This window comes from Psychromarinibacter sediminicola (assembly GCF_029168335.1).
GTDB lineage: Bacteria > Pseudomonadota > Alphaproteobacteria > Rhodobacterales > Rhodobacteraceae > Psychromarinibacter > Psychromarinibacter sediminicola.
In genome coordinates, this window is record NZ_JARGYC010000047.1 from 1 (window position 1) to 26,024 (window position 26,024).

Below are 26,024 nucleotides of genomic sequence, written 5' to 3' on the forward strand. Positions count from 1 at the left end.
CTGGACCCGACGTTCGCATCTGCGAGCGACCCGCCTTCCAGCCCCGGCGACAGGAATAACGTCCTTCCAACCCGACTTCTTCAGCAGCCTGTTAACGGAAAGGCTCACCTTTCCCGGGCACCGGTCCACCAGACGCCAGAGGATGTTCCGCGAGATCTTCAAAGAAGCGAATGCTTCCACGGTCGAAAGACCAACCGTGCAGAATGCCCGGTGCCGCTTGACCTCCGCCAGATCCACTCGAAGCGCGGCTATCCCTTCCTGACCAGCCAGGCGAAAGACACGCTCGAGGAAGCTGCCGAGGATCATGTGCACTACGGTGACCGCCGACACCTTGGCCTTCTCTGCGGCTTTCGAGACCGGCACCAGCCCGTCGGTTTCGGCATCCAGCGCAACCGCCTTCGCGTGTAGCTTGCCAACCAGCATGGCAATCTCTTCGCGATCCACGGCCTTCTGGGTCCGTCCCTTCGTTCCCGGCCTTCAGTAGTAGATGGGAGTGATCATCCGATCAGCAAAAAGCTGATCGACCAAGGGCCGCGCACAAGCCAACGCGTCGGGCAGCGAACTGACATGCACGATCCGTTTCACGCGACTGGCTACCTCGCGCCCCTTTTGAACTGGGATCGGGTAGTGTGCGGGCGCCTTGTCCGGGATCACCCCAGCCGCGACCAGCACATCGCGCAGGGTCACAGTGTTGAGGCTTTGCTCTTTCGCCAATGATGCGACCGTATGCAAATGTCGCTCACGGAGTCTCACACCCATGACCTTGGTTCCGACGGGCAGCGCAATGTTCTCGATAATGACGTCGCAAAGGATGCGCGCAATGTCGCCCGGCTCCTTGTGCGACTTTGAGTATGCCAAGGCTTCGTAGAGGCACCTGAAGATCTTGCGGGCTCCTGGCGTGCCCGACGCGTCGTCAAGTTTCCGGAATTGCGCCACCAGCGCCTCCCGGATCCCTTCCTCGCCGCGGGACGTGAAAAGAACGACGCTGCTGATGCCGAGGCGCTGGTGATCGCGGCGAGACAGCCTGAGATGCGGTTCGTGGCGCCGAAGACGGCGGATCAGCAGGCCAAGGCGGTGCTGTTTCGCGGCCGCGAGCGGCTCGTGGCAGCTCGCCTACGGCTCGAAGGACACGCTGGACGCCACGAACTACGCGGCCGCGCGCGCCGCCATGATGGACTTCCGCGCGGACGGTGGGCGCATCCTCGGGATCAAACCCACAACGCTTGTGGTGCCGCCCTCGCTGGAAGAAGCGGCGCTCGAAGTGCTGAACGCCACGCACAATTCCTCGGGCGCGTCGAACGTGTGGAGCAACACCGCCAGCCTTATCGTGACCCCGTTCGCGGCGTGATGCGATGAGCGGGCTTTCCCTCGCATCCTGCGACAGAGCACTGGGACCGGGCAAGGCGCCGGACTGGGTGCATCTGTTCCCGGCCGGAGAGATCGCCGGCCGCGACGGGCGCGCCTTCGATCTGTCCGATCCCGGCGCCGTTGTGCTCGCCTTCCAGTCCGAAGGCATCGACCTGCCGGTCGATTACGAGCACCAGAACGACAGCGCCGCCGCCAAGCGCAACGGACCGGTGCCCGCGGCGGGCTGGATCAAGGAGCTGAAGGCGGAGGCCAACGGCATCTGGGGCCGGGTGGAATGGACGGCGACCGCACGCGAGATGATCGGCAAGCGCGAATACCGCTACCTCAGCCCGTCCTTCCTCTACCACGCGAAGACGGGCGCCATCATGCGGTTGAAGGGCGCCGGACTGGTGCATCATCCGAACTTCCATCTGACCGCCCTTGCCCAACAGGAGGACGCCATGGACGGCGATATGTCACCCCTCGCCCGGATTGCGGCGGAGCTGGGTCTTGACCCCGAGGCAGACGCCGACGCGATCCTGGATGCGATCCGCGCCCTGGCCGAAGGCGGCGGTGAGCCGGACCCGGCCAAGTATGTGCCTATCGAGGCGCTGCGCGACCTGCTGAAGGAACGCAACACCGAAGCCGCCAGTGCGAGCGAACAGCGCGCGCGGACGAAGGTGGAGCAAGCCTGCGAGCGCGGCTATCTGACGGGCGGCATGAAGGACTGGGCGCTCGCGCTCTGCCTTCGGGACGAAGCGAGCTTCGACAGCTTCCTGGAAACCGCCGTGCCAGCCTATGCCAGCCTGCGCCGCGAGATCGTTCCGGCGGGCGCGCCCGGCCGGGATGCGCCCTCTGCCAGCGCCTCGCCCCTGGCGGCGGCCGTGTGCAGCCAGCTCGGACTGAAGCCCGACGCGCTGGCGTAAACCGAACCGGCCGGGTCTCTCCATGCCCGGCCTTGCCCGGCCGGAATACCGGTCGAAGTTCCGGCCGGGCGCGAGAACGGAGGCGCGAGCCGACGCAATGCCTATGGACGATTTGCCCAGCGTCCCGCTTCCCAAGCCGACCACCCAGGTCGCGCCCTATGTCGAGGTGCTGGGATACGACCTGGCCATCGACTTCCTGATGACGTTCGGCGGGTCGGAACTCTATATCGCGGAGCGCCCCGGCACCGGTTCCCGGCTGGTCCAGCTGGTGGGAATGGACAAGGCCCGCGAACTGGCCGCCATCTCACACCTGCTACCGCGTGTGGTTCCCCTGGCGAAGCCGTGGCTCGCCAAGGTGTTCTTCGCGCGCGGCCTCTCCAAGAACGATATCGCCCGCACGCTGCGGGTGTCCGTCGTCACGGTTCGGGGGTGGTTGCGCCCGTGACCCAACCCGATGCAGCCCTGGACGCCGCGCGCCTGCACCTGAAAGAGACCGACGAGTTGCTTCAGGCCGCGCGAGCGGCGCACTCCCGCGCCAGAGCCGCCTTCGAACGCGCCGTTAAACAGGTCGTTGAAGACCCCGTTGACGCGGTGTTCAACTGCGATGCGCCGCCGTCCGACCACCGCCGAAACCACCGCCCCGGCCGCCCGGCGAAGATCGACAGCGACCGCGAACTACAAGCCTTCATCCGTGCCCGTATCGACCGGCTGACCTTTGTCGAGATCGCGGAAGAGGTGGCGGAAACCTTCCCGCCCGAACGACGCGTCGGCAAGAGTGCCATTCACGCCTGGTGGCAGCGCATCCGAAAGTGACCGTCCGGTAATCCCTCAACCGCCAGATCATCCCGGATAGGCCGTGGACTGCCGGGGTAGTCCGGAAACAATCCTCAGGTATCAGGGAAGAACGACAGGTTACAGGACACCGCCGGAGGCACCCGGCCCGTGCAACCCGCGCACCGGCCGACCCGTCGCGTCGCCTCGCCGATTTCAGGAAAAATCTTGCGCGGAAGCGCGCCTTTTGGCCGCGCTACCGAAGCCGCTTCAGAACGTCGAGCGAGGCATAGCCGTCCGGCACCAGCCCGACCGAGGCCTGATACGCCTTCACCGCCGCGATCGTGTTCGGCCCGATGATGCCGTCCACCCCGTCCGGGTCGAACCCCGCCACCAGCAGGCGCCGCTGCAGCTCGCGCTTCTCGTCGAAGGACAGCGCCCGGTCGCCGCGCGGCCAGCCGGCGCGGATCGGGGCGCCGCCGGCGATGCGGTCGGCCAGGTGCCCCACGCCGATCACGTAGGCGTCGGCGGTGTTGTAGCGCTCCAGCACGTGGAAGTTCTCGAAGATCACGAAGGCCGCGCCGCGATGCCCCGCCGGCAACAGGATCGAGGCCGGCCCGTGGTCGGGAATCTCCGCCCCCTCCAGGTCGCGCACGCCGCGCGCGTTCCAGAAGGCCGCCGGTTTCTTGATCCGCTCGCTCGTCAGGGCATAGTCGAAGTCCTCGGGCAGCTCGACCTCCATCCCCCACGGCTGCCCCTTGGTCCAGCCGTGATGCTGCAGGTAGACCGCCGTCGAGGCCAGCGCGTCCGACGGATCGTCGCCCCAGATGTCGCGCCGGCCGTCGCCGGTGAAGTCCACCGCATGCGCCCGGTAGGAGCCGGGCATGAACTGCGTGTGCCCCATCGCCCCGGCCCAGCTTCCAGCCATGTCCGAAACGCCGGTGTCGCCGTCCTGCAGGATGCGCAGCGCCGCGATCAGCTGTTCCTCGAAAAACGCCGCGCGCCGCCCGTCATAGGCCAGCGACGCCATGGCCCCGACGATCGGCACGTCGCCGCGAAAGGTGCCATAGGCGCTTTCCAGCCCCCAGATCGCCGCGACGACCTCCTTCTCGACGCCGTAGCGCGCCTCGATCTCCGCCAGCAGGTCGGCATGCTCCTCGACGGCCGCGCGGCCGTTGCTGACCCGCAGGTCCGACACGGCCGTATCCAGGTAGTCCCAGATCTGCTTGGTGAACTCCGCCTGCCGACTGTCCAGCCGCACCACCTTGGCGTTGTAGGCGACGCCGGCCATCGCCGCGTCGTAGACGTCCGCCGATATCCCCTGCGCCAGCGCGCGCTTGCGGAAGGCATCGACCCAGGCGCGAAAGCCCACATCGGCCGGCACGTTGCTCGCCGCCGTCACCACGACGCCCTCGGGACGCACCTCAGGCACGGGAGACCGCTCGACCGCGCCCTGCGCGGAGACGAACCACGGAAAGACCGACAGGCCCAGGGCCACGATTGCAGCTGCACGGACTCGCATGCATCGTCCTCTTCGTCCTTCACCCCAAGGGCCAGTTTACTACCGCATTCTGCCACGAAACGGAACCGCGGGCGGGGACGATGCGCGGAGGCCCGCTAACGGCGGGTGCGCTTGACCTTGCGGGCGGTCTTGTCGCGCTTTTTCTTGGCGCGCACCGCCTTGCCCTTCTTCGGCCGGCCGCGCTGCGGGCCCTGCGGCCCCTTGGGCATCGCCTTGCCGCGCAGCTCCAGAAGCTCCAGCATCAGCCCGCCGGTCACCGGCTCCGCCTCGGTCAGGCGCACCGTCACCTCGTCGCCCACGCTCATCACCAGCCCGGTGTCGGAGCCCATCAGCGTCTGGCTGTCGCGGTCGAAGTGGAAATACTCGCGCCCCATGGTCCGGATCGGGATCAGCCCGTCGGCGCCGGTCTCGTCCAGCCGCACGAAGGCGCCGAAACGCTGGATGCCGCTGATCTTGCCGGTGAACTCGTTGCCCACCCGGTCGGCGAGGTAGGCGGCAAGATAGCGGTCGGTCGTGTCGCGCTCGGCCGCCATCGACCGGCGCTCGGTGTCCGAGATGTGCTCGGCCGTCGCCTCCAGCCGCTCGATATCCGCCTCGGACAGCCCGTCGTCGCCCCACTTGTGCCCGGTGATCAGGGCGCGATGCACCAGCAGGTCGGCATAGCGCCGGATCGGTGAGGTAAAATGCGCATAGGACTTCAGCGCCAGCCCGAAATGCCCGAAATTCTCCGGGGTGTAATAGGCCTGCTGCATCGAGCGCAGGGTCGACATGTTGATCAGCTCGTCGAACTCGGTCCCCTCGGCCTGTTCCAGCAGGCGGTTCAGGTGGCGCGTGTGCAGCACCTGCCCCTTGGCGAGGTTGAAGCCCGACGCCTGCGCCACCTCGCGCAGCGAATCGAGCCGCGTCGGGTCCGGCTCCTCGTGGACGCGGTAGAGCAGCGGGCGGCGGCGGGCGAAGAGCTCTTCGGCGGCGGCGACATTGGCCGTCACCATGAATTCCTCGATCAGCCGGTGCGCGTCCAGCCGGTCCTTGAAGGCCACCGACTTCACCTGGCCGGCCTCGGTCAGCTCGATCCGCCGCTCCGGCAGGTCCAGGTCCAGCGGCTGGCGTTCCGCCCGGGCGCGTGCCATCGCCGCGTAGGCGTCGAAGAGCGGGTCGATGACCTCGTCCATCAGCGGCGCGCAGGCCTCGTTCGGGTCTCCGTCGCGGGCGGCCTGCACCTCCTGGTAATTCAGCGAGGCGACGGATTTCATCATCGCCCGCGTGAAGCGGTGGGCGATCTTGTTGCCGCCGGAGTCCAGCGTCATCTCCACCGCGATGCAGGCCCGCGGCACGCCCTCATGCAGCGAGCACAAGTCGCCCGACAGCCGCTCCGGCAGCATCGGCACGACGCGGTCGGGGAAATAGGTGGAATTGCCGCGCTTGCGCGCCTCGCGGTCGAGCGCCGAGCCCGGCGTGACATAGGCGGCGACGTCGGCGATGGCGACCCAGACCCGGAAGCCGCCGGGGTTCTTCGGGTCGTCGTCCGGGATCGCCAGCACGGCATCGTCGTGGTCGCGGGCATCCGCCGGGTCGATGGTGACGAGCGGCAGTTCGCGCAGGTCCTCGCGATCGCCCATGCCCACGGGCTTCTGGCGGTCCGCCTCGGCGATCACCTCGTCGGGGAATTCGTCGGGGATGCCGTGCTGGTGGATCGCGATCAGCGACACGGCCTTCGCGGCCGACGGGTCGCCCAGCCGGGTGACGATGCGCGCCGCGGGCAGGCCCATGCGGCCCTTGGGCCCCACCGTCTCCGCCTCGACCAGCTCGCCGTCCTTGGCGCCGTGCATCTGGTCGGGGCCGACGCGCCATTCCTTGTCGACGCCCTTGTCGACCGGCACGATCCGGCCGCCCTCGTCCCCCTTGCGGAAGACGCCCAGGACGCGGCGCGGGTTCGAGCCGATCTTGCGGATCAGCCGGGCTTCGTAGGTGTGGCTGTCCTGCTTCACCTCGGTCAGCCGGGCGAGGATGCGGTCGCCGCCGCCCAGCGCCGGGTCGGAGGCGCGGGTCATCACCAGCACCTTCGGCTCCGGCCCCTCGCCCTGCCATTCCAAGGGCCTTGCGAACAGGTCGCCATCGGCATCGGGCGGCTCTACCCGCAGCACCGACACGGGCGGCAGCTTCTCGGGGTCGCGATAGGTCTTGCGCCGCTTCTCCAGATGGCCGTCGGCCTCCAGCTCCTTCAGCATGCGCTTCAGGTCGATCCGCTGCTGGCCCTTGATGCCGAAGGCCCGGGCGATATCGCGCTTGTTGGTCTGGGTCGGGTTCTCCGAGATCCAGTCGAGGATTTGCTGTTTCGTGGGCAGGTCGGCCATGGGTTTTGCGGTAACACGGTTCTCGGGGGACGTCATGCGGAAAGGTCGGCGGCCTCGTCGACGTCGCGCAGCCTGTCAGCGAAGGCGATCCGCAGCCCCGGCAGCGAGGCGACGCTGTCGGCCAGCGCCTGCGGCGTCGACCAGCGGACATCGCGGAACAGGGTCGCGGGCGGCGCAGCCGTGCGCTTCAGCCCCACGAGCCAGAAACCGCCGTCCTCCGCCGGACCGAAGACGGCATCGGCCCGGCCCAGGCGCCGGAAGGCCCGGGCGATGTGGCGACGATCCAGCGCCGGAATGTCGGCGCCGACGATCACCACCGGCCCCGGCGGCGCAGCGCGGATCAGGCGGCCCATCCGCGCGCCCAGATCGCCCGGCCCCTGCGGCACGCGCGGCAGATGCGCGGGCCAGACCCGGCTCTGCAGACCTTCGCGGTCCGGCGCCACGGCCAGCACCAGCCGCCAGCGCGGATCGTCCAGCCGCCGGATGACGCGCGCCGCCTGGTGCCGGAACCACCAGGCGGCCGGCACCTGCCCGATCTCGCGGCCGAGCCGGGTTTTCACGCGGCCCGGGCGCGGCTCCTTCAGCATCAGGAAAACATGGCGCATCCGCAGCTCGTCAGCCCCGTCCGGGCCTTCCTCGCCCGCGCGGAGGACTCGCCAGAGACCGACGCGCGCCCCGGTCAGGCAAAATACGCCTCCAGCAGGCGCCGATACACCCGCTTCAGCGTCTCGATCTGCACCACCGGCACGTTCTCGTCCACCTTGTGCATCGTCTTGCCGACCAGCCCGAACTCCACCACCGGGCAGTGATCCTTGACGAAGCGCGCGTCCGACGTGCCGCCCGTGGTCGACAGCTCGGGCGCCACGCCCGTCTCCGCCTCGACCACGCCGGCCACCAGATCCGACAGCTCCCCCGGCGGCGTCAGGAAGCTCTCGCCCGACACCTTCACCGTCATCTCGATGGCCACGCCGGTCTCCTCGGCCACCTGGTCCGCGGCCCCGCGCAGCCAGGCGGTCAGCCCCGCGGAGTCGTGCGCGTCGTTGAACCGGATGTTCACCGTCGCCCGGCAGGCCGCCGGGATCACGTTGTTCGCCGGGTTGCCGGTGTCGATCGTCGTGACGGCCAGCGTGGAGGGATCGAAATACTCGGTCCCCTCGTCCAGCACCTGCCCGGCCAGCCGGTCGCACAGCTTCGCCATCGCCTGCACCGGGTTCTTCGCCCGATGCGGATAGGCCGAATGCCCCTGCACCCCCTGCGCCACGAAATAGGCCGTCATCGAGCCGCGGCGGCCGATCTTGATCATCTCGCCCATCCGCTCCGGGCAGGTCGGCTCGCCCACCACGCAGACCGACATCCGCTCGCCGGTCTCGCCCATCCAGTCGAGCAGCGCGCGCGTGCCGTCCACCGCGTCGCCCTCCTCGTCGCCGGTGATCGCCAGCACCACGGCGCCGTCCCCGGGCGGCGCGTCTCGCACGAAATCCGCCGCCGCCGCGGCGAAGGCCGCGACGCCCGACTTCATGTCGGTCGCGCCCCGCCCCCACAGGATGCCGTCCGCGATCTCTCCGCCGAACGGGTCGTGCGTCCAGGCCGCCGCGTCGCCCGCCGGCACCACGTCGGTATGGCCGTTGAAGCCGAAGGTCCGCACGTTCCCCTTCGGCCCCCAGCGCGCGAACAGGTTCGCCACGCCGCCCCGGTCCACGCGCGTGCAGGTAAAGCCGGCCGCCGACAGCTCTGCTTCCAGCAGGTCCAGCGCCCCGCCCTCCTCGGGCGTGACCGAGGGACAGCGGATCAGGCGGGCGGTCAGGTCGACGGGGTCAACGGGGTCGACGGGGTCGGTCATCGGCGGGCTCCTTGGCTGCGACCTAGCTACATCGCCGGCAGGGGCACGGCAATCGCGGGCTAACATACCGGAAATTGTGGCGAATTCGAAACAATCCGGCGCCGCACATCCCGACATACGCGGTTTTCGCTGGAAATGGCGGGTGGAATTCCTCCATTCCCCTGACAAAACACGAGGCAGGCCAGCGCCGCGACAAAGACGGCACGAGCAGTAAGGTCGGAGTAATCGGTTTTCATTCCGCGCGAGGGGCGCGGCGATGGGGTGGTGTGCGACCTGTCCTCGCGAGGCAGGAGACAGGCATGGTCAGAGCGGTGACGCTGCCCGTGAACACATGGGTATCGGCCGAAGCGATGGCGCAGGAAATCGTCGGCGCCGAGGTCACCGTCGTCGGGGCGAGCTATTCCGGCGACGATCGCGCATCCGGCATCCATTCCGACGGCGACACGGTCTCGCCCGGTGCCACGCCGGGCGACAGCGGCCTCATCGTGACGCATGGAGGGGCGCAGACCGGATGACCTGGCTCGCGATCAGCGACGGCCGCCAGTGCCACCGCCAGCCGGGGCCGGAGTTCCGCGGCGCGCTCGTGCCCGTGGGCAGCCTGCTGATCGAGGTCCAGCTCCAGGGCGAGCGGCGCGGCGGCGTGACGCTGCTGGAGCTGGAGCGCGACACCGGATGGCGCCACCGGCTGGCGGTCACGCTGGCGCCGGAGGGCGGCCTCGTGGTGGAGCACCGGCAGGGCGCGGCGGTCTCGGTCGCGACGCTGCGCGAGCCGCGGCTGATGGCGAACGAGACGCTGCGGCTGACATGGTCCTGGAACGCCCCGGCGCGCCGCGGCGTGCTGACGGCCGAGAACACCGCCAGCGGGCGGCTGGAGCAGACCCTGTTCGACGCCCCGCTGCCGCTGCCGGTCGAGGATGTGGAGGCGCTTATCACCGGCGGCGCGGGGGTTCGGCTGAACCCGGGGCTGTCGGTGCTGGCCGTGTCGGACGAGATCGAGCCGGTGGGGCCGATGCCCGGCTTCCTGTCCGGCAGCTGGGTCGAGACCGCGGCCGGCGCCCGGCCGGTGGAACAGCTGCGCCCCGGCGATCTCGTGGTGACGGCCGAGCGGGGGCTGCAGCCGGTCCGGCACGCCGTCGCCCGCGACGTGCCCGCGGTCGGGGAATTCCGGCCGGTGCGGCTGCGGGCGCCCTATTTCGGGCTGCGGACCGACCTGAACCTGGCGCCGCATCACCGGGTGATGATCGACGGCTCGGATGCGGAATACCTGTTCGGGGTCGATACGGTGCTGGTCGAGGCGCGGCATCTTGGCCCGATGACCGGGCGGCCCTCCGACCCCGAGGCACAGGTGGTCCGGTATCACCAGATCGTGCTGGACGGGCATGCCTGCCTGATGGTGGCGGGGACGTGGGCCGAAAGCCTGTATCTGGGGCAGCTGGCCCGGCGGCCGGCGCGGCACGCGAGCTCGGTCCTGGCCCATGTGCCGGCCGAGGCGATCCCGGTTCACGAGGAGATCGCGGGGCCGCTGTTGAAGCCGTTCGAGGCGATGGTACTGGTGTCCAACCTCTGCGCCTGATCGGTGGCGTCCGAGGGTGTCCGAGGTTGGACGGGGTGCTAACCCGCTGATATTTCTATTGATAGCGGTAACTGTCCGCGTCCGGACCTAGGCTCCGGACCCCCTCACGGCCGCCGGATGCGTCCTTCGGAGACCGGGACGGCGGCGCCGGCGATGCGGACCTGCGTGAGGCCGGTGGCGTCGGTCACGAGGACCGCGTCGATCTCGGACCGGCGGCCCATCTCGACGCCCTGGGTGATGCGGAGCGCCGTCTCGCCGGGCGGGCAGTGGCCGCGCGCCGCGAAGAGGCCCGCGAAGGTGACGACGGCCGAGCCCGTCGCCGGATCCTCCGGCGTGCCCCCGGCGGGCGAGAACATGCGGGCGCGAAATCCGCCCTCGCCGTCCTGCGCGAAGAGCCAGGCGCTGAAGCAGCCGGCGCGGTCGGTGAATGCCTGCCAGTCGTGCCCCGCCGGGCCGGCCCGGCCCAGCGCCTCGACCGAGGCGACCGGCAGGACGATGTAGGACGGGCCGGCCTGCCAGACCTCGGGCAGCGGGGCGACGGCGTTGCCGATCGCGTCCTGGCCGATCCCCAGCGCCCGCGCCGCGAGCCCCGCATCCTCCATTTTCCGGCTGAGCGTCGGCAACTGCGGCGCGACGAACTCCGCCGAGAGCCGGCCGCCCGCCTTGCGGACGCGGACGGGGACCGGGCCCGCGACCTCCTCCAGCGTCATGTCGACCGTGGCGTCGCCCTCGGCCGCGGCAAGTCCCGACAGGTGGATCGCGCAGCCGACGGTCGGGTGTCCGGCAAAGGGGATCTCGGCCGTGGGAAAGAAGATGCGGACGCGGGCGCGATGCGCCGGATCGTCGGGCGGCAGGACGAAGATCGTCTCGGAGAGGTTCAGTTCGCGCGCGATGGTCTGCATCTGGTCGGTGCCCAGCCCGTCGGCCCGCGGCACGATGGCCAGCGGGTTGCCGCGGAACGGCGTTTCGGTGAACACGTCGTAGGTCACGAGATCGAGCATCGGGGCACCTCCTTGCGTCGCGGCGGTCTGGTCTTCGGCGCGAGTGTCGGAGCAACGCGGGCGCGGTGCAAGCGCCGGTGCCTCAGCCCACGGCGGCGGGCAGGTCGGCAGGCGCATCGCAGAGACGGTCGGCCAGCGCCAGTTCCTCGGCGCTGCCGTAGCCCCATGTCACGCCCACCGAGCGCATCCCGTTCGCGGCGGCGGCCACGAAATCCTGCCGCCGGTCGCCGACCATGACGCATGTCCCAGGCTCCGCCCCGGTGCGGGCCAGCGCCCAGGCCAGAAGCTCGGCCTTGTCGTTGCGGGTGCCGTCGAGTTCCGGCCCGAACTGCTCGTCGAGATAGGCGTCCAGGCCGAAATGCGCGGTGATCCGGGTGGCATAGACATGCGGCTTGGCGGTGGCGAGGTAGAGCCGGGCGCCGGCCGCCCGCATCGCGGCGAGCGCCTGCGGAATGCCGGGATAGACCGCGTTTTCGAACATCCTCCCGGCGGCGTAGACCTCGCGATAGAGCCCCAGCGCCTTTTCCGGGTCGGGCGCGCCGAGGCGCCGGAAGCTGTCGATCAGGGGCGGCCCGATGATCCAGGTCAGGTCGTCCGGCACCGGCAGGCCAAGCGTTTCCAGCGCGTGGGCCGCGGCGCCGGTGATGCCCGGTTTCGGGTCGGTCAGCGTGCCGTCGAGGTCGAGGAAGACGGCGCGCAGGGCTCAGTCCTCGAAGAACGGGGTCAGCTGGGCGACGATGACGGCGTTTTCGGCGAGCGCCCGGTCCATCAGCGCGCGCTCATCGGCGTCGATGTCATGGCCTTCGGCGAGCCGGTCCTCCAGCGTGCCGTAGCCCGAGACGTCGAGCGGGTTCATGTCGGCCTGTTTCAGGATGGCGACCGTCTCGCGGACGGCCTCGGCCTCGTCGACGCCGCTGGCATAGCACATCAGCGCGGCGCCGGTGGCGCCCTCGGGCAGGCCGTCGCCGTCCATGCGGCCGACCTCGACCAGCAGCGTGTAGACGTGGTGGGGTTTCTTGTCCTTAGCCATGGCCGCCCATAGCACCCCGCCCCGCGCAGAAAAAGGCCCGCCGCATCGCTGCGCCGGGCCCGTTGCATGGCGCGTCGCGTCGCCTCAGGTGGCGCTGCGCACGGCGCGGGCGCCCCAGATCAGCAGGCAGGCGCCGATGAAGCCCACGACGAGCTGACCGATCCAGCCGCCGAGCGTGCCGCCCGTGACGGCCACCAGGATGAAGTTCAGAACCATCGCGCCCACGATGCCGAGGACGATGTTCATCAACAGCCCCATGTTCGCTTTCATGAATTGTTCCGCGAGCCACCCCGCGAGGCCGCCCACGATGATGGCGGCGAGCCAGCCGATGCCGGACATGTGTCGTCTCCCATAGATTGCCAATGGCCCGGGCTTGGCCGGGCTGTTGCAGGGATAAACGAGAGCGCGGGGGCAAAGGTTCCCGGCGTCAGTCGCGCAGCAGCTCGTTGATGCCGACCTTGGCGCGGGTCTTCTCGTCCACGCGCTTGACGATGACGGCGCAGTAGAGGTTCACGCCGCCCGAGGACGGCATCGAGCCGGAGACGACGACGGAATAGGGCGGCACCTCGCCGTACATGACCTCTCCGCTCTCGCGGTCGACGATCTTGGTGGACTGGCCGAGGTAGACGCCCATGCCCAGCACCGCGCCCTCGCGCACGATACAGCCCTCGACCACTTCGGAGCGGGCGCCGATGAAGGCGTTGTCCTCGATGATGACGGGGCCGGCCTGCAGGGGCTCCAGCACGCCGCCGATGCCGACGCCGCCCGACAGGTGCACGCCCTTGCCGATCTGCGCACACGACCCGACGGTGGCCCAGGTGTCGACCATGGTGCCCGAGTCGACATAGGCGCCGAGGTTCACGAAGGACGGCATCAGCACCACGTTGGGCGCGATATAGGCCGATCTGCGGACGACGCAGTTGGGCACGGCGCGGAAGCCGGCGGCCTTCCACTCGTTGTCGCCCCAGCCCTTGAACTTGCTGTCCACCTTGTCCCACCAGTGGCCGCCCTGCGGGCCGCCGTCCTGCTGTTCCATGTCCTTGATGCGGAAGCCCAGCAGCACCGCCTTCTTGGCCCACTGGTTGACGTGCCAGTCGCCGTCGGCGCCCTTCTCGGCCACCCGCAGGTCGCCTCGGTCGAGGGCATTCAGCGTCTCTTCGATCGCCTCGCGGGTCTCGCCGCCGGTAGCGGGGGTGATCTGGTCGCGGGTGTCCCAGGCGGCTTCGATGGCGGCTTCGAGCTGGGCGTTGGACATGGGGAGGGCTCCGTCTTCGGTTGGGTCCGGGTTGCGGAGTGGCTATAGAGGCAGGAGGGTGGCGGTGCAATGCAGGCGGAGAGGGCAGGCGATGGCGAAGCAGAGGAAACGGACCTTTCCCGACGCGCAGGAGGACATCCAGCGCACGCGCGAGATCCCCGACACGCCGCAGACGCGGTCGCCGGCCTATCGGCTGGCCTTCACCGACGACGCCTTCATGTCGCGCGACGAGCTGCGGCCCGTGCGGCTGCAGCTGGAGCTTCTGAAGCCCGAGCTGATGATGACCGAATACGGGGTGGAGTCGACCATCGTGCTGTTCGGCGGGTCGCGGGTGCCGGAGCCGGCGAAGAAGGACACGGCGCGGACCGAGACGCTGGCGGGCCTGTCGCAGTATTACGAGGAGGCGCGGCGCTTTGCCCGGATGATGACCGAGCGCGGCCAGCAGGACGGCACGCACCGGCAGAACGTCATCGTGACGGGCGGCGGGCCCGGGGTGATGGAGGCCGGCAATCGCGGGGCGGCGGATGCGGGCGGCGTGTCGATCGGGCTGAACATCGTGTTGCCGCACGAGCAGGCGCCGAACGCCTATGTCACGCCCGAGCTGTGCTTCAACTTCCACTACTTCGCGATCCGGAAGATGCATTTCCTGCTGCGGGCGCGGGCGATCTGCATGTTCCCGGGCGGGTTCGGCACGCTGGACGAGTTGTTCGAGGCGCTGACGCTGATCCAGACGCGGCGGATGGACCCGGTGCCGTTCCTGCTGTTCGGCGAGGACTTCTGGCGGCGGATCGTGAACTGGGAGGCGCTGGCCGAGGCGGGCACGATCGGCGAGAGCGACCTGGAGCTGTTCCGCTTCGTGGAGAGCGCCGAGGAGGCGATCGCGGCGATCGACGGCTGGGACTATCCGGAGGACGCCCCGTCGGGCATCCGGCAGTAGCCGGTCAGCGCCCGGCGAGCCGGTCGTAGAGATAGCGGTGCGAGTGGCCGGGCATCGGCGCGCCGAAGCGGCGCATCAGCCGGCCGTAGCTGGCACCCAGATCGGACGCCTTGGCCAGGCGGCGGTTGCCGTTGAGTTCGAACAGGGCGAGGCCGGCGCCGGCCTCGCGCAGCGCGTAGCCCTTGGCCGAGAGACGGGCGGCCAGGTCGTCCCAGTCGCGGGCATAGGCGAGATCGTCGGCGAGAAGCGCCCGGAGCGGCGCGACGAGCCGCTCATCAGGCCGGTCGGCCTTCTTCGCGCGGCTGCGTCGGTAGAGGTCGCGGCGGATCGCGTCGCGGATCACGGTCGCGGGGTCGCTGCCGTCCGCCCGGGCGGCCGAGTCCAGCGCCTTCAGGACATGGCGGTCGAGGGTCAGCATCACGGTTACCTGGGTCATGCCGCAGCATGTGCCGATCGCGGTAAACGCAACGTTAAGCTCAGCCGCGCGGCGCGCCCAGCACCATGGTCCAGTAGCGCCGGCCGTCGCCCTCGGCCAGGCCGATGCCGATGTCGCGCGCCTCCGGGGCCAGCAGGTTGGCGCGGTGGCCGGAGGAGCCTTGCCAGCCGTCGAGCACCGCTTCGGCGGTCGGGTAGCCCTCGGCCACATTCTCGGCGATGAAGCGCCAGCGATAGCCGGCCGCCGTCGCCCGGTCGCCGACGGTGGAGCCGCCGCGGCCGGTATGGCTCATGCGTCCGCTGCGCGCCATGTGGCAGCTGTGCCGCTGCGCGGCCCGTTTCAGCGGGCCGGAGACCGACAGCGCCGGCAGGCCCCGGCCCCGGCGCAGCGCGTTGGTGCCGTCGAGCAGGGCCTCGGCGGCCGCATCGCCGCCATCTGGGCGCGGGCAGGTCTCCTGCGCGGCGGCCGGGGTCGCGACGACCGCCAGCGCGGCGGTCAGGAGCGCCCGGCGGTGCATCTCGGGCACCCGTCTCAGGCGCCGGTCTCGGCGGCGATCTGCGCGCGGGACTTGCGGGCGCGCTCGGTGGCGGATTTCAGTTGGCCGCAGGCGGCCATGATGTCTTCGCCGCGCGGGGTGCGGACGGGGCTGGCATAGCCGGCCTTGTAGACGATGTCGGCGAAGCTCTCGATCCGCTCCCAGTCCGACCGCTCGTAGGGTGCGCCGGGCCATTCGTTGAACGGGATCAGGTTGATCTTGGCGGGGATGCCGCGGATCAGGTTGACCAGCCGCCGGGCGTCGGCGTCGCTGTCGTTGATGCCTTTCAGCATCACGTATTCAAAGGTGATCCGCTCGGAGTTCGACAGCCGCGGATACTCGCGCAGCGCGTCCAGCAGCGTGGCGATGTTCCATTTCTTGTTGATCGGCACCAGCCGGTCGCGCACCTCGTCGGTGGTGGCGTGGAACGACACGGCCAGCATGCAGCCGATCTCTTCGGCGGTGCGGGCGATCTCGGGGACGATGCCCGAGGTCGACAGGGTGATGCGGCGGCGCGACAGCGAGATCCCCTCGCCGTCCATCGCGATCTGCATCGCGTCGCGGACGTTCTCGAAGTTGTAGAGCGGCTCGCCCATGCCCATCAGCACGATGTTGGAGATCAGCCGCGCCTCGACCTTCGGGGCGCGGCCGGGCTCGGGCCATTCGCCCAGGTCGTCGCGGGCCACCATGATCTGGCCGACGATCTCGCCGGCCGTCAGGTTGCGGACCAGCCGCTGGGTGCCGGTGTGGCAGAACGAGCAGGTCAGCGTGCAGCCGACCTGGCTGGAAATGCAGAGCGTGCCGCGACCCTCCTCGGGGATATAGACCGCCTCGACCTCGTGGCCGCCGGCGATTCGCAGCAGGTACTTGCGGGTGCCGTCGGCGGAGACGTCGCGCTGCACCACCTCGGGGACGTCGATGCGGAAGCGCTCGGCCAGCATCGCGCGGTAGCCCTTGGCGAGGTTGGTCATCGCGTCGAAATCGCGCACGCCCTTCTGGTAGACCCACTGCCAGACCTGGCCGACCCGCATCTTCGCCTGTTTCTCGGGCGTGCCGGCGGCGATCAGCGCGTCACGCAGCTGCGCGCGCGTCAGGCCGACGAGGTTCTGGCGCGCGTCGGTCTCCGCCTTGCGCGGAATCGTCAGGACATCCTGCGTGATCGGTGCGGATGGCGCGGTCATGCTCTCTCTCCGGAAGGGTTGCCCGACCTGATATAGGATCGTGGACGCAAAATAAACCGGGCGAGCACCGGATTCGCCGTTTCGCACAGGCCCGGGCCATCGGAAACCGAAGACGCGCGAGCTACGTGCCCAGGGTACAGCCGGGCGCCGGCCGCCCCGGCACGCCGCCGGACCGATCAGACGCGGGCCGATGCCTGCGACGCGGTGCCATTCGCCTCGGCGCCCTGCGACGGGAAGGCGACGGCCGCCTGTTCGGAGAAGCCGGCCATGGTGGCACCGCCGGGCAGCGGCTCGAACCGGCAGGCGAGCTTGCGGCCGTTCTTCAGCCGGACCTCGGCATGCCAGGTCGTGCGCCCCGACATCTCGGCCGCGAAGTCGCGCGCATCGCCCCAGACCGGGCTGGGCATGCATTTCTGCTGCCAGCGGCGCGAGGCATCCACGAAGGACGGGCCGGACGCGCCGGTCTCGACCGTGTCGAGACCCCAGAGCCGGGCATAGGCGCGGTTGGCGAAGCTCAGCCGGCCGTCCGGAGAAAACACGGCAATCGCCTCGTCCATCATGTCGATCACGGCCTTGCCGAGGTCGAGTTCGGCCCGGTATTCGCGGCTGAGCCGGATCTCGGCGCTGATATCCTCGAACAGGAAGGCGACGGCGCCGTCGGGATGCGGCCGCCCGGTGATGCGGAAGGTGCGCCCGTCGGGCAGCGGCCAGGTCTCGGAATGCCCGCCGCCGGCCGCGGCGGCCTCCAGGTCGGACATGTGCTGGCGCCAGGTCTTGTAGTCCTTCGGCTCGGGCATCATGTGCCGCTCGCGCAGCTGGTCGAGAAAGCGGATCAGGCCGGGCCGCGCGATGAGAAACTCCATCTCCAGCCCCAGAAGGTCGCCCAGCGCCGGGTTGAACAGGGTCAGTTCGCGCCGGCGGTCGAAGATCGCCAGCCCCACGCTGAGATGCGCGAAGGTCTGCGTCAGCGTCTGGACGAATTCGCGCAGGTTCCGCTCCGCCCCCACGATCGCGTCGGCCGGCAGCGCCGAGAACAGCCGGTCGCCCCCCACCGTCGCCATCGTCGCGTCGAAATAGAGCGTCCCCTCGGCCGGCAGCGCCAGTTCGAGCCGGCGGCTCGCCCCCGGCGACAGCGCCGTGTCCCCCAGGTCCGGGAACAGCATCGGAACGCGGCCCGGCGGCGTGTCGGCCACCCTGTCCGCCCGTTCGGCCAGGGCCCAGTAGGCGCCGTTGGCCCAGGTCAGCCGCCCGGCCTGGTCGGTCCGCCAGACCGGCACCGGCATATGGTCGGATGCGGCGCGGTGCGCCTCCAGCTCCGCCGACAGGACGGCGAAGCTGTTGCGGTCGGGCGGGTCGGAGAGATCCTCCTCCACCTCTTCCAGCGCTATTCTCAGGCGGCCCTCGGTCGCCTCGATCCTCAGGCGCGAGCTGTGATCCTCGGACAACAAGAGCATCCGGTCCTCTTCGCCGCAGGCCTGCACGCGGGCGTTCAGGTCGGGAAAGCGGGGCGAGAGAAAGGCCACGAGCCGGGCCATGTCGTCGCCGCGCGTCGCGGCGAACTGCAGAAGCCGGCGTGCGCCGGGTGTGGCATCGACCAGGGCGCCGCCGTCGAACAGGAAGGCGATCTCCGGCGGCGCGCCCCGCTCGCCCGATCCGCGGCGGCCGCCGAGCTGGACCGCGGCCAAGAGCGCCGCGACTGCCGTGACGAAGGCGACAAAGATCACCGTTCCGGCCTGAACAAGGCTCGCCAGCTGCATGGCACGATCCAACCGTTATTGTTCCCCGGCGGAAAGAATGGCGAACGGAAAGTTAATATCGCGTTAAAGGTGAAAGCCGCGGCCGGCGTTTCTGCATACGGCAGAGGCGTTTACCATGCGTCAACCAAGGATCGGCTGGTTCTCTCCCAGCCCGCCGGCCCGCTGATCGTCCGGGGCGGCGATGGCGTCGCGCGGCCAGACAAGCTCGACGATGGCGCCGGTGCGCGTGCCCTCGCCGGTCTGCGGCACCAGCGGGTCGCGCCCGTTGGCAAAGGACAGCTCGGCGCCGGAGCGCTCCAGCAGCGTCTTGGCGATGAACAGGCCCAGCCCCATGCCTTCGTATTCGGGACGCTCCTCGCGGTCGGCGTCGCTGTTGCGCTTGCGCACGAAGGGGTCGCCGATCCGGCCCAGCAGATGCGGCGGAAACCCGCGGCCGTCGTCGATGATCCGCAGCTCGATCTCGCGGTCGGTCCAGAGCGCGTCGATCCAGACCGTGGTTGCGGCGAAATCCACGGCGTTCTGGATCAGGTTGCGCAGGCCGTGGATGATCTCGGGCCGCCGGGCGATCAGCGGCTGTGCCGTATCGCCGCCGTCGCCCGGGGCGACATCCACGACGAGCGCCTTGCCGCGGTCCTTGTGCGGCTCCGCCGCCTCGCGGATCACCTCGCCCAGCGGCGCGTGGCGCATGTGCAGGTCGTCCTTGCCGGCGCGGCCCATCGACCGCAGGATGTCGCGGCAGCGGTCGGCCTGCTGGCCGATCAGCTCGGCATCCTCGCGCAGCTCGGTGTCGGTCAGCTCCTCGGCCATCTCGCGGCTCACCAGCTTGATCGTGGCCAAGGGCGTGCCCAGCTCGTGCGCCGCCGCGGCGACGACGCCGCCCAGGTCGGTCAGCTTCTGCTCGCGCGCGAGCGCCATCTGGGTGGCCAGCAGCGCCTCGGACATCGAGTGGATCTCGGAGGTCACGCGGCGCGCGTAGAGCGCCATGAAGACGATCCCCGTGGTGATCGCCACCCACATCCCGAACAGGAACACCTGCGGCATCCGCATGATGAAGCCCTGGTCGGTCCTGAGCGGCACATGCGCCCAGCCCACCAGCGAGATCAGCGCGATGGCCGCCGCGCCCAGCAGGATCGTCGCGCGCAGCGACAGCGCGGTGGCCGAGATCGTCACCGGCGCCAGGATCAGCAGCGCGAAGGGGTTGTGCAGCCCGCCGGTCAGGAACAGAAGCCCCGACAGCTGCGCGATGTCGAACAGCAGCATCCCCGCCACCTCGGCCTCGCGCAGGCGCTTGTTCTCGGGGTAGACGAAGATCATTACCAGGTTGGCGATGACCGAGGCGCCGACCACCAGCAGGCACAGCCCCAGTTCCAGCCGCAGGTCGAACACGTACTGGCCGACGGCGATGGCGGCGAGCTGGCCGGCGATGGCGACCCAGCGCAGAAGGATCAGCGTGCGCAACCGGACCCAGCGGTGGCGGATCTCGGCGGCCAGCAGGTTGGGGTTCCGATCCGGCATGAGGATCCCTAGATAGCGGTCGAGCACCTTGTTAGGCCGCGCCCCGGCGCGGATCAACGGGAACGGGCAGCACAAGGCGGGCAGGAGGCCGGCGATGACGAAACTCTACGCGGGCGCGGCGGCGGTGGCCGTGGCGGCGCTTCTGGGCGGCAGCTGGTGGGTGACCTTCGGGCGCGCCTCGGACGACCCCTTCGCGCAGTGCCGGGAAAGCGCGGTGTCCGGCGGCGCGGGCAGCATCGGCGGGCCGTTCGAGCTGGTGAATACCGAGGGCGAGACGGTGACCGACGAGGATGTCATCACCAAGCCGACGCTGCTGTATTTCGGCTACACGTTCTGCCCCGACATCTGCCCTGCCGACGCGGCGCGCAACGCCGAGGCGACCGACATGCTGCAGGAGGACGGCTATGACGTGCAGCCGGCCTTCATCTCCATCGACCCGGAGCGCGACACGCCCGAGGTGGTCGGCGACTTCGTCGCCTGGATGCACGACGACATGATCGGGCTGACCGGCTCGCCCGAGCAGGTGAAGGCGGCCAGCCAGGCCTACCGCACCTTCTACCGCAAGCAGGAGGGCGGCGACCCGGACTATTACCTGGTGGACCACTCGACCTTCACCTACCTCGTCTTCCCCGAGGAGGGCTTCGTCGAGTTCTTCCGCCACGACGAACCGGCGGAGGAGGTGGTCGAGCGGGCCGCCTGTTTCATCGACGCGGCCGGGTGAGCCGTATACCTCGGGACTGAGACAAATTGACCCTCCGGGTCAGGGGCCGTAAGGTCGCCGGACCGGAAGATTTGGGAGAGACAGGCCGCATGTCCGAGCGCGAGTTGCACGAGCTGGGAGACGACCGCTCGCTACTGCTGGTCGATGACGACGAGTCCTTCCTGCGCCGGCTGGCCCGCGCGATGGAAAAGCGCGGCTTCGACGTGGAAACCGCCGAATCCGTCGCCGGCGGCAAGGCCATCGCCACCGCCCGGCCGCCCGCCTTCGCCGTGGTCGACCTGCGGCTGGAGGACGGCAACGGGCTGGACGTGGTCGAGGTGCTGCGCGAACGCCGCCCCGACAGCCGGATCGTGGTGCTGACGGGCTATGGCGCGATCGCCACGGCCGTCGCGGCGGTGAAGATCGGCGCGACCGACTACCTGTCGAAGCCGGCCGACGCCAACGACATCACCAACGCGCTTCTGGCGAAATCCGACGAGCTGCCGCCGCCGCCCGAGAACCCGATGAGCGCCGACCGCGTGCGGTGGGAGCATATCCAGCGGGTCTACGAGCTGTGCGACCGCAACGTGAGCGAGACCGCGCGGCGGCTGAACATGCACCGGCGCACCCTGCAGCGCATCCTTGCCAAACGGAGCCCCAGATGACCCGAGTCCTCGCCGCCCTCGCCCTGTGCCTCTTGGCCGCCTGTTCCACGGTGCCGCGCACGGCCGGCGGCGGCGACACGGCGCTGCGCCCGGATGCGGGCGGGATGGCGGTGGCCGGCAGCGACCAGCGGATCGACTTCGGCCGCGCCGAGGACGGGGTGATCGCGGCCGCGACGCGGGTGCTAGGGGCCCCGCCGGTGAGCCGCGCGGTGAACCCCGAATGCGGCGCCGGGCCGACGACCATCGTGAAATACGACCGGATCGACCTTCTGTTCCTGGACGGCACCTTCCGGGGCTGGGTGACGGACGATCCGCGCACGGCGGCGGCGAACGGGCTGTCGCCGGGGGTGACGCGGGCGCAGCTGGAGGCCGGCGGCTATGGGCCGTTCGAGACCACCACGCTGGGCGTGGAGTTCGAGGCGAACGGGGTCTTCGGCCTGCTGCCCGACGGCGCGCCGGACACGCCGGTGCAGTTGCTCTGGGCCGGCACCAGCTGTTTCTTCCGGTAAGTCGGCGCACAAGCCGCTTCGAAGCGGCTTGCGCGTCAGTCCAGGTCGAAGCGCTTCAGCACCTTGTCCACCACCTGGCCGTTTGCCATCCGGTAGCCTTCGATCCGCCCGTAATCGTCGAAGCCGCGGCTCTGATAATAGGCCAGCCCGCCGGCGTTGTCGGCGCGGATCTCGGCGTCGATCCAGGCATAGCCGGCACCGCGCGCCGCCGCCTCGGTCGCGCGGAACAGCGCCGAGCCGATGCCCAGCCCGGTGCGGCCGACGCGGGCGAAGGTGGCGATCTGCGCCACCCCGGCGCCGTGCCGCGGATGCGGCTCGACCCACTGGAACCCCAGAAGCGCGCCGGCCTCGTCCTCGGCCACATGCCAGATGGCGCGCGGGTCCGCCGCCATCCAGCCGGCGAGATGCTCGGCCGAGACCGGATCGGTGAGCGCCGTGGTGCCGCCGCGCGCGATCACCTCGTTCAGCAGCTCCGCCATCGGCGCCGCGTCCAGCGCGCCGGCCCGTCGGACATGGATCATCCTGTCGCCTCCAGAAGCTCGGCATGCCGGGCGGTGAAATCCTCGCGCACGACTTTCGGCGGGCGCAGGTGGATGTCCAGCCCCTCGATATGCGCCGGCGCCGGCCGGCCGAAAAAGCGCGTCGCCTCGCGCTCGGAAAACCCGGCGATCTGGGTCGCCTCCAGCCAGGCCGACACCTTGTCGGCGCGCTTGATCTGCCGCTTCACGGTGGCGGGGATCTGCGCCGGCAGGCCGAAGCGGATGTGAATCGCCGCGCTCAGCCGCGCGTCGAGTTCGCCGTATTCCGGGCCGACGGCCGCCTTCACCGGCGAGATCATGTCGCCGATCACGTATTCCGGGGCGTCGTGCAACAGCGCGGCCAGCTGCCAGCGCGCGGGCGCGGCGCGGTTCTGGCGCGTGAAGATCTGTTCGACCAGCAGCGAATGCTCGGCCACCGAATAGGGATAGTCGCCATGCGTCTGGCCGTTCCAGCGGGCGACGAAGGCGAGACCGTGGGCGATATCCTCGATCTCGATGTCCACGGGCGTGGGGTCGAGCAGGTCGAGCCTGCGGCCCGAAAGCATCCTTTGCCAGGCGCGGGGTTGCGGCATGGGGTCCTCGATGACGGCGGTTCCGGCGCTGTCTGCCACAGCGCCTTCGGCAAGGAAATGCCCGGGCCGCACCATCGCGGAACGGAATACTCGCGCGTGCGTTGAGTGCGTACGCAGCGATGGAGACCCCCATGCACATCCACTGGACAGCGCTTCCCCTGGCCGTCCTGCTGGCCGCGCCCGACCTGCCCGCGCTCGCCCAGCCCGGCGACGGCGTGATCTGTGCCGAGCGCGAGGTGATCGTCGCACGGCTGCGCGAGGACTTCGGCGAAGGGCCGACAGGTGGCGGCGTGATGTCCCGCGACCAGCTGATGGAGATCTGGTCGTCGCCCGAAACGGGCAGCTGGACCGCGCTGATGACCTTCGCCGACGGCACCAGCTGCATCGTCGGCAGCGGCATGAACTGGCATCAGGGACTGCCCGACACGGTTCCCGCCGGCACCGGCCTGTAGCGCCGGCCAGCGATGAAACATTGAGCGCCGGGCGGGGTCCGCCGCCCGGGCGGCACCCCGTTTTCCGGCACAAGCATTGCCGCGGTGCGGCCAAGGTGGTAGAGGCTCCGCGACCCTCAAAAAGCAATCAACAGGAGCCCTACGCTTATGGCCAAGGACTATATCGTCAAGGATGTCGCGCTCGCGGAGTACGGCCGCAAGGAACTCGACATCGCCGAGACCGAGATGCCCGGCCTGATGGCGACCCGCGAAGAATACGGCGAATCCAAACCGCTGAAAGGCGCACGCATCGCCGGGTCGCTGCATATGACGATCCAGACCGCCGTGCTGATCGAGACGCTCGTGCATCTGGGCGCCGACGTCCGCTGGGCGTCGTGCAACATCTTCTCCACCCAGGACCATGCCGCCGCCGCCGTCGCGGAATCGGGCGTGCCGGTCTTCGCCGTGAAGGGCGAGAGCCTTGTCGAGTACTGGGACTATTGCGACCGCATCTTCCAGTTCGACGACGGCGGCGCCAACATGATCCTGGACGATGGCGGCGACGCCACGCTCTACATCCTGCTCGGCGCCCGCGTCGAGAACGGCGAGGACGACCTGATCGCCGTGCCCACCTCGGAAGAGGAAGAGGCGCTGTTCGCCCAGATCAAGAAGCGGATGGCCGCGACCCCGGGCTGGTTCACCAAGCAGCGCGACATGATCCAGGGCGTCACCGAAGAGACGACCACCGGCGTCCACCGCCTGTACGAGTTGCAGAAGCAGGGCCTGCTGCCCTTCCCGGCGATCAACGTCAACGACAGCGTCACCAAGTCGAAGTTCGACAACAAGTACGGCTGCAAGGAAAGCCTGGTCGACGGCATCCGCCGCGCCACCGACACGATGATGGCCGGCAAGGTCGCGCTGGTCTGCGGCTACGGCGACGTGGGCAAGGGCTCGGCCGCGTCGCTGGCCGGCGCCGGCGCGCGCGTCAAGGTGACCGAGGTCGACCCGATCTGCGCCCTGCAGGCCGCGATGGACGGCTTCGAGGTGGTCACGCTGGAGGATGCGCTGCCGACCACGGACATCTTCATCACCACCACCGGCAACAAGGACGTCATCCGCATCGAGCACATGCGCGAGATGAAGGACATGGCGATCGTCGGCAACATCGGCCACTTCGACAACGAGATCCAGGTGGCCCAGCTGAAGAACCACAAGTGGACCAACATCAAGGATCAGGTGGACATGATCGAGATGCCCTCGGGCAACCGCATCATCCTGCTGTCCGAAGGCCGTCTGCTGAACCTCGGCAACGCCACCGGCCACCCGTCCTTCGTGATGTCGGCGTCGTTCACCAACCAGACGCTGGCGCAGATCGAGCTGTTCACCAAGGGCGACCAGTACGGCAACGAGGTCTACGTCCTGCCCAAGCACCTCGACGAGAAGGTCGCGCGGCTGCACCTGGGCAAGATCGGCGTGCGCCTGACCGAGCTGTCGCAAGAGCAGGCCGCCTATATCGGCGTGACGCCGGAAGGCCCGTTCAAGCCGGAGCACTACCGCTACTGATCGCGCCCCCGCCGGCCCGGTCCGGCGGGAACCGGCCCATCGTCGGCCGTTGAATATGGCAAGGCTCCGCCCATCGGCGGGGCCTTGTGCGTTCCGGGGGAACGATCCGAGGTCCGATCCGCTTCCGAAGGCATGAAAGCCTCAAGGAGGACCGGAGATGACACGCAAGCACACACTGACGGGCGCGGCGCTGATCGCGCTGATCGCGGGCGGTGCCTTCGCCCAGGACGACACCGGCCTGACGACCGAACCGATGCAGACCGACGGCACCATGGCCACCGACGGCATGGGCAACACCGCCGCCGAGACGGCGCCGGTCTTCACCAGCGTCGAGGAGATGACCGTGGGCGACGTGCTCGGCATGGTCGCCTACGATCCCAACGGCGACCGGATCGGCGAGATCGACTATGTCGTGACGCCGCCCTCCGGCCCGGCGGCCGTCATCGGCATCGGCGGCTTCATCGGGCTGGGCGAATACACCGTCGCGCTGCCGGTGGAGGAGTTCCAGCTGAGCGACGACGGCACGTTCTTCACGCTGAACACCGACAAGGAAACGCTGAAGGCGCAGCCGGAATTCGACGAATCCGGCGTGTCGGGCCTGCCCGACGAGACGCCGATGTCCGAGGTGATGGCCGCGGCCGGCGACGGCGCTGACGAGTCGGGCGACGGCGGCGATGCGGCTGCCGACAGCTCGGACGACGGCGCATCCGGCGACGCGATGTCCGAGGAGCCGGCGGCGGACGCCGAGATGTCCGACGAGGCGGACGGCGACGCGGCGCAGGACGAAACGACGACCGAGTCCGGCGACACATCCGGCGGCGACGCCGCCGACGGAGCCGAGTCCGAAGGCTCGGAAGAGGCGATCCCGGCAGAGGAAGCCGCCTCTGACGAGGAGTGCCCCGAAGGCACGGTCCGGCCGGAAGAAGGCGCCGACCACTGCGTTCCCGAAGCGGACGCCGAAACCGAAAGCGGCAACTGACCGTCACCGACCACCACACAGGGGCGCGTCCGAACCGGGCGCGCCCTTGCGTATCCCGCGTCCCTGAGCGATGTCTGACCCGACAG

The 26,024-nt window shown here is 69.6% G+C and carries 30 protein-coding genes and 2 pseudogenes; 14 read left to right on the forward strand and 18 right to left on the reverse strand.

Features of this window, described 5'->3' with window-relative positions; translation table 11 throughout:
• Both P1J78_RS16330 and P1J78_RS16335 read right to left on the reverse strand, forming a co-directional pair.
• Nucleotides 1-444, reverse strand: a pseudogene (locus P1J78_RS16330) (hypothetical protein); the annotation flags it as partial.
• Between the two features lie 33 nt (nucleotides 445-477).
• A complete protein-coding gene (locus P1J78_RS16335; RefSeq protein WP_275568444.1) occupies nucleotides 478-936 on the reverse strand; it encodes a hypothetical protein in 459 nt (152 codons plus the stop codon).
• 33 nt (nucleotides 937-969) lie between these two features.
• Here P1J78_RS16335 and P1J78_RS25590 point away from each other — a divergent pair.
• The 5 genes and pseudogenes from P1J78_RS25590 to P1J78_RS16360 form a co-directional block, all read left to right on the forward strand.
• A pseudogene (locus P1J78_RS25590) lies at nucleotides 970-1,122 on the forward strand (IS110 family RNA-guided transposase); the annotation flags it as partial.
• Between the two features lie 10 nt (nucleotides 1,123-1,132).
• Nucleotides 1,133-1,348, forward strand: coding sequence for a Mu-like prophage major head subunit gpT family protein (locus P1J78_RS16345; protein ID WP_275568481.1), 216 nt, complete (start codon nucleotides 1,133-1,135; stop codon nucleotides 1,346-1,348).
• Between the two features lie 4 nt (nucleotides 1,349-1,352).
• Entirely contained in the window at nucleotides 1,353-2,273 is a 921-nt protein-coding gene (locus P1J78_RS16350) for a phage protease (protein WP_275568445.1), read from the forward strand.
• A 22-nt stretch (nucleotides 2,274-2,295) separates the two neighbouring features.
• Nucleotides 2,296-2,718, forward strand: a complete 423-nt coding sequence (locus P1J78_RS16355) for a helix-turn-helix domain-containing protein (RefSeq protein ID WP_275568446.1) — start codon at nucleotides 2,296-2,298, stop codon at nucleotides 2,716-2,718.
• Nucleotides 2,715-3,086: a hypothetical protein gene (locus tag P1J78_RS16360; RefSeq protein ID WP_275568447.1), complete on the forward strand. Its 372-nt coding sequence runs from the start codon at nucleotides 2,715-2,717 to the stop codon at nucleotides 3,084-3,086. Before P1J78_RS16355 ends, P1J78_RS16360 begins: the two co-directional genes overlap by 4 nt.
• Before the next feature lie 214 nt (nucleotides 3,087-3,300).
• Here the strand turns inward: P1J78_RS16360 and P1J78_RS16365 are convergent, their stop codons facing one another.
• The 4 genes from P1J78_RS16365 to dapE form a co-directional block, all read right to left on the reverse strand.
• Nucleotides 3,301-4,566 carry a lytic murein transglycosylase gene (locus P1J78_RS16365; protein WP_275568448.1) on the reverse strand — a complete coding sequence of 422 codons (1,266 nt, stop codon included), beginning with the start codon at nucleotides 4,564-4,566 and terminating at the stop codon, nucleotides 3,301-3,303.
• 95 nt (nucleotides 4,567-4,661) lie between these two features.
• Nucleotides 4,662-6,920 carry a ribonuclease R gene (rnr, locus tag P1J78_RS16370; RefSeq protein WP_275568449.1) on the reverse strand — a complete coding sequence of 753 codons (2,259 nt, stop codon included), beginning with the start codon at nucleotides 6,918-6,920 and terminating at the stop codon, nucleotides 4,662-4,664.
• A gap of 32 nt (nucleotides 6,921-6,952) precedes the next feature.
• The gene (locus P1J78_RS16375; protein ID WP_275568450.1) at nucleotides 6,953-7,525 is read right to left on the reverse strand and encodes a TIGR04282 family arsenosugar biosynthesis glycosyltransferase; all 573 of its coding nucleotides are present in this window, start codon (nucleotides 7,523-7,525) and stop codon (nucleotides 6,953-6,955) included.
• A gap of 74 nt (nucleotides 7,526-7,599) precedes the next feature.
• On the reverse strand, nucleotides 7,600-8,760 hold the full coding sequence (gene dapE / locus P1J78_RS16380) for a succinyl-diaminopimelate desuccinylase (RefSeq protein ID WP_275568451.1): 1,161 nt from the start codon (nucleotides 8,758-8,760) through the stop codon (nucleotides 7,600-7,602).
• A 299-nt stretch (nucleotides 8,761-9,059) separates the two neighbouring features.
• Between dapE and P1J78_RS16385 the strand changes: the two genes are divergently transcribed.
• On the forward strand, nucleotides 9,060-9,275 hold the full coding sequence (locus P1J78_RS16385) for a hypothetical protein (protein ID WP_275568452.1): 216 nt from the start codon (nucleotides 9,060-9,062) through the stop codon (nucleotides 9,273-9,275).
• Complete coding sequence (locus tag P1J78_RS16390) at nucleotides 9,272-10,333, forward strand: Hint domain-containing protein (RefSeq protein WP_275568453.1); 1,062 nt, start codon at nucleotides 9,272-9,274, stop codon at nucleotides 10,331-10,333. Before P1J78_RS16385 ends, P1J78_RS16390 begins: the two co-directional genes overlap by 4 nt.
• A 104-nt stretch (nucleotides 10,334-10,437) precedes the next feature.
• Here the strand turns inward: P1J78_RS16390 and P1J78_RS16395 are convergent, their stop codons facing one another.
• The 5 genes from P1J78_RS16395 to dapD all read right to left on the reverse strand — a co-directional run bounded on the left by P1J78_RS16395 (nucleotide 10,438) and on the right by dapD (nucleotide 13,619).
• On the reverse strand, nucleotides 10,438-11,334 hold the full coding sequence (locus P1J78_RS16395) for a PhzF family protein (RefSeq protein WP_275568454.1): 897 nt from the start codon (nucleotides 11,332-11,334) through the stop codon (nucleotides 10,438-10,440).
• Between the two features lie 82 nt (nucleotides 11,335-11,416).
• Nucleotides 11,417-12,034, reverse strand: coding sequence for an HAD family hydrolase (locus tag P1J78_RS16400; protein WP_275568482.1), 618 nt, complete (start codon nucleotides 12,032-12,034; stop codon nucleotides 11,417-11,419).
• Between the two features lie 3 nt (nucleotides 12,035-12,037).
• The gene (locus P1J78_RS16405; RefSeq protein WP_275568455.1) at nucleotides 12,038-12,364 is read right to left on the reverse strand and encodes a DUF8846 family protein; all 327 of its coding nucleotides are present in this window, start codon (nucleotides 12,362-12,364) and stop codon (nucleotides 12,038-12,040) included.
• Nucleotides 12,365-12,448: 84 nt separating this feature from the next.
• Complete coding sequence (locus P1J78_RS16410; RefSeq protein WP_275568456.1) at nucleotides 12,449-12,703, reverse strand: GlsB/YeaQ/YmgE family stress response membrane protein; 255 nt, start codon at nucleotides 12,701-12,703, stop codon at nucleotides 12,449-12,451.
• A gap of 88 nt (nucleotides 12,704-12,791) precedes the next feature.
• Entirely contained in the window at nucleotides 12,792-13,619 is an 828-nt protein-coding gene (gene dapD / locus P1J78_RS16415; RefSeq protein ID WP_275568457.1) for a 2,3,4,5-tetrahydropyridine-2,6-dicarboxylate N-succinyltransferase, read from the reverse strand.
• A 91-nt stretch (nucleotides 13,620-13,710) separates the two neighbouring features.
• Between dapD and P1J78_RS16420 the strand changes: the two genes are divergently transcribed.
• Nucleotides 13,711-14,556 carry an LOG family protein gene (locus P1J78_RS16420; protein ID WP_275568458.1) on the forward strand — a complete coding sequence of 282 codons (846 nt, stop codon included), beginning with the start codon at nucleotides 13,711-13,713 and terminating at the stop codon, nucleotides 14,554-14,556.
• 4 nt (nucleotides 14,557-14,560) lie between these two features.
• Here the strand turns inward: P1J78_RS16420 and P1J78_RS16425 are convergent, their stop codons facing one another.
• The 5 genes from P1J78_RS16425 to regB all read right to left on the reverse strand — a co-directional run bounded on the left by P1J78_RS16425 (nucleotide 14,561) and on the right by regB (nucleotide 19,980).
• The gene (locus tag P1J78_RS16425) at nucleotides 14,561-14,992 is read right to left on the reverse strand and encodes a relaxase family protein (protein ID WP_275568459.1); all 432 of its coding nucleotides are present in this window, start codon (nucleotides 14,990-14,992) and stop codon (nucleotides 14,561-14,563) included.
• Between the two features lie 40 nt (nucleotides 14,993-15,032).
• Nucleotides 15,033-15,509, reverse strand: coding sequence for a CAP domain-containing protein (locus P1J78_RS16430; protein WP_275568460.1), 477 nt, complete (start codon nucleotides 15,507-15,509; stop codon nucleotides 15,033-15,035).
• Between the two features lie 14 nt (nucleotides 15,510-15,523).
• Nucleotides 15,524-16,708, reverse strand: coding sequence for a dual-specificity RNA methyltransferase RlmN (rlmN, locus tag P1J78_RS16435; RefSeq protein WP_275568461.1), 1,185 nt, complete (start codon nucleotides 16,706-16,708; stop codon nucleotides 15,524-15,526).
• A gap of 176 nt (nucleotides 16,709-16,884) precedes the next feature.
• Nucleotides 16,885-18,465 (reverse strand): PAS-domain containing protein, encoded by a 1,581-nt coding sequence (locus P1J78_RS16440; RefSeq protein WP_275568462.1) that lies wholly within the window; start codon nucleotides 18,463-18,465, stop codon nucleotides 16,885-16,887.
• Nucleotides 18,466-18,585: 120 nt separating this feature from the next.
• Nucleotides 18,586-19,980 carry a sensor histidine kinase RegB gene (regB, locus tag P1J78_RS16445; protein WP_275568463.1) on the reverse strand — a complete coding sequence of 465 codons (1,395 nt, stop codon included), beginning with the start codon at nucleotides 19,978-19,980 and terminating at the stop codon, nucleotides 18,586-18,588.
• Nucleotides 19,981-20,074: 94 nt separating this feature from the next.
• Between regB and P1J78_RS16450 the strand changes: the two genes are divergently transcribed.
• From P1J78_RS16450 to P1J78_RS16460, 3 genes are all read left to right on the forward strand, one after another.
• Nucleotides 20,075-20,701 (forward strand): SCO family protein, encoded by a 627-nt coding sequence (locus tag P1J78_RS16450; protein WP_275568464.1) that lies wholly within the window; start codon nucleotides 20,075-20,077, stop codon nucleotides 20,699-20,701.
• 89 nt (nucleotides 20,702-20,790) lie between these two features.
• The gene (locus P1J78_RS16455) at nucleotides 20,791-21,345 is read left to right on the forward strand and encodes an ActR/PrrA/RegA family redox response regulator transcription factor (RefSeq protein WP_275568465.1); all 555 of its coding nucleotides are present in this window, start codon (nucleotides 20,791-20,793) and stop codon (nucleotides 21,343-21,345) included.
• Nucleotides 21,342-21,854 (forward strand): hypothetical protein, encoded by a 513-nt coding sequence (locus P1J78_RS16460; RefSeq protein WP_275568466.1) that lies wholly within the window; start codon nucleotides 21,342-21,344, stop codon nucleotides 21,852-21,854. Before P1J78_RS16455 ends, P1J78_RS16460 begins: the two co-directional genes overlap by 4 nt.
• 35 nt (nucleotides 21,855-21,889) lie before the next feature.
• Here P1J78_RS16460 and P1J78_RS16465 read toward each other — a convergent pair whose 3' ends face one another.
• Entirely contained in the window at nucleotides 21,890-22,375 is a 486-nt protein-coding gene (locus tag P1J78_RS16465; protein ID WP_275568467.1) for a GNAT family N-acetyltransferase, read from the reverse strand.
• Entirely contained in the window at nucleotides 22,372-22,965 is a 594-nt protein-coding gene (locus P1J78_RS16470; RefSeq protein ID WP_275568468.1) for an HD domain-containing protein, read from the reverse strand. The genes P1J78_RS16465 and P1J78_RS16470 overlap by 4 nt, the downstream gene beginning before the upstream one ends.
• A gap of 131 nt (nucleotides 22,966-23,096) precedes the next feature.
• Between P1J78_RS16470 and P1J78_RS16475 the strand changes: the two genes are divergently transcribed.
• From P1J78_RS16475 to P1J78_RS16485, 3 genes are all read left to right on the forward strand, one after another.
• Nucleotides 23,097-23,417 carry a hypothetical protein gene (locus tag P1J78_RS16475; RefSeq protein ID WP_275568469.1) on the forward strand — a complete coding sequence of 107 codons (321 nt, stop codon included), beginning with the start codon at nucleotides 23,097-23,099 and terminating at the stop codon, nucleotides 23,415-23,417.
• Nucleotides 23,418-23,564: 147 nt separating this feature from the next.
• Nucleotides 23,565-24,959: an adenosylhomocysteinase gene (gene ahcY / locus P1J78_RS16480; RefSeq protein ID WP_275568470.1), complete on the forward strand. Its 1,395-nt coding sequence runs from the start codon at nucleotides 23,565-23,567 to the stop codon at nucleotides 24,957-24,959.
• A 157-nt stretch (nucleotides 24,960-25,116) separates the two neighbouring features.
• Nucleotides 25,117-25,938: a hypothetical protein gene (locus tag P1J78_RS16485; protein WP_275568471.1), complete on the forward strand. Its 822-nt coding sequence runs from the start codon at nucleotides 25,117-25,119 to the stop codon at nucleotides 25,936-25,938.
• The last annotated feature ends 86 nt before the right edge of the window (nucleotides 25,939-26,024 follow it).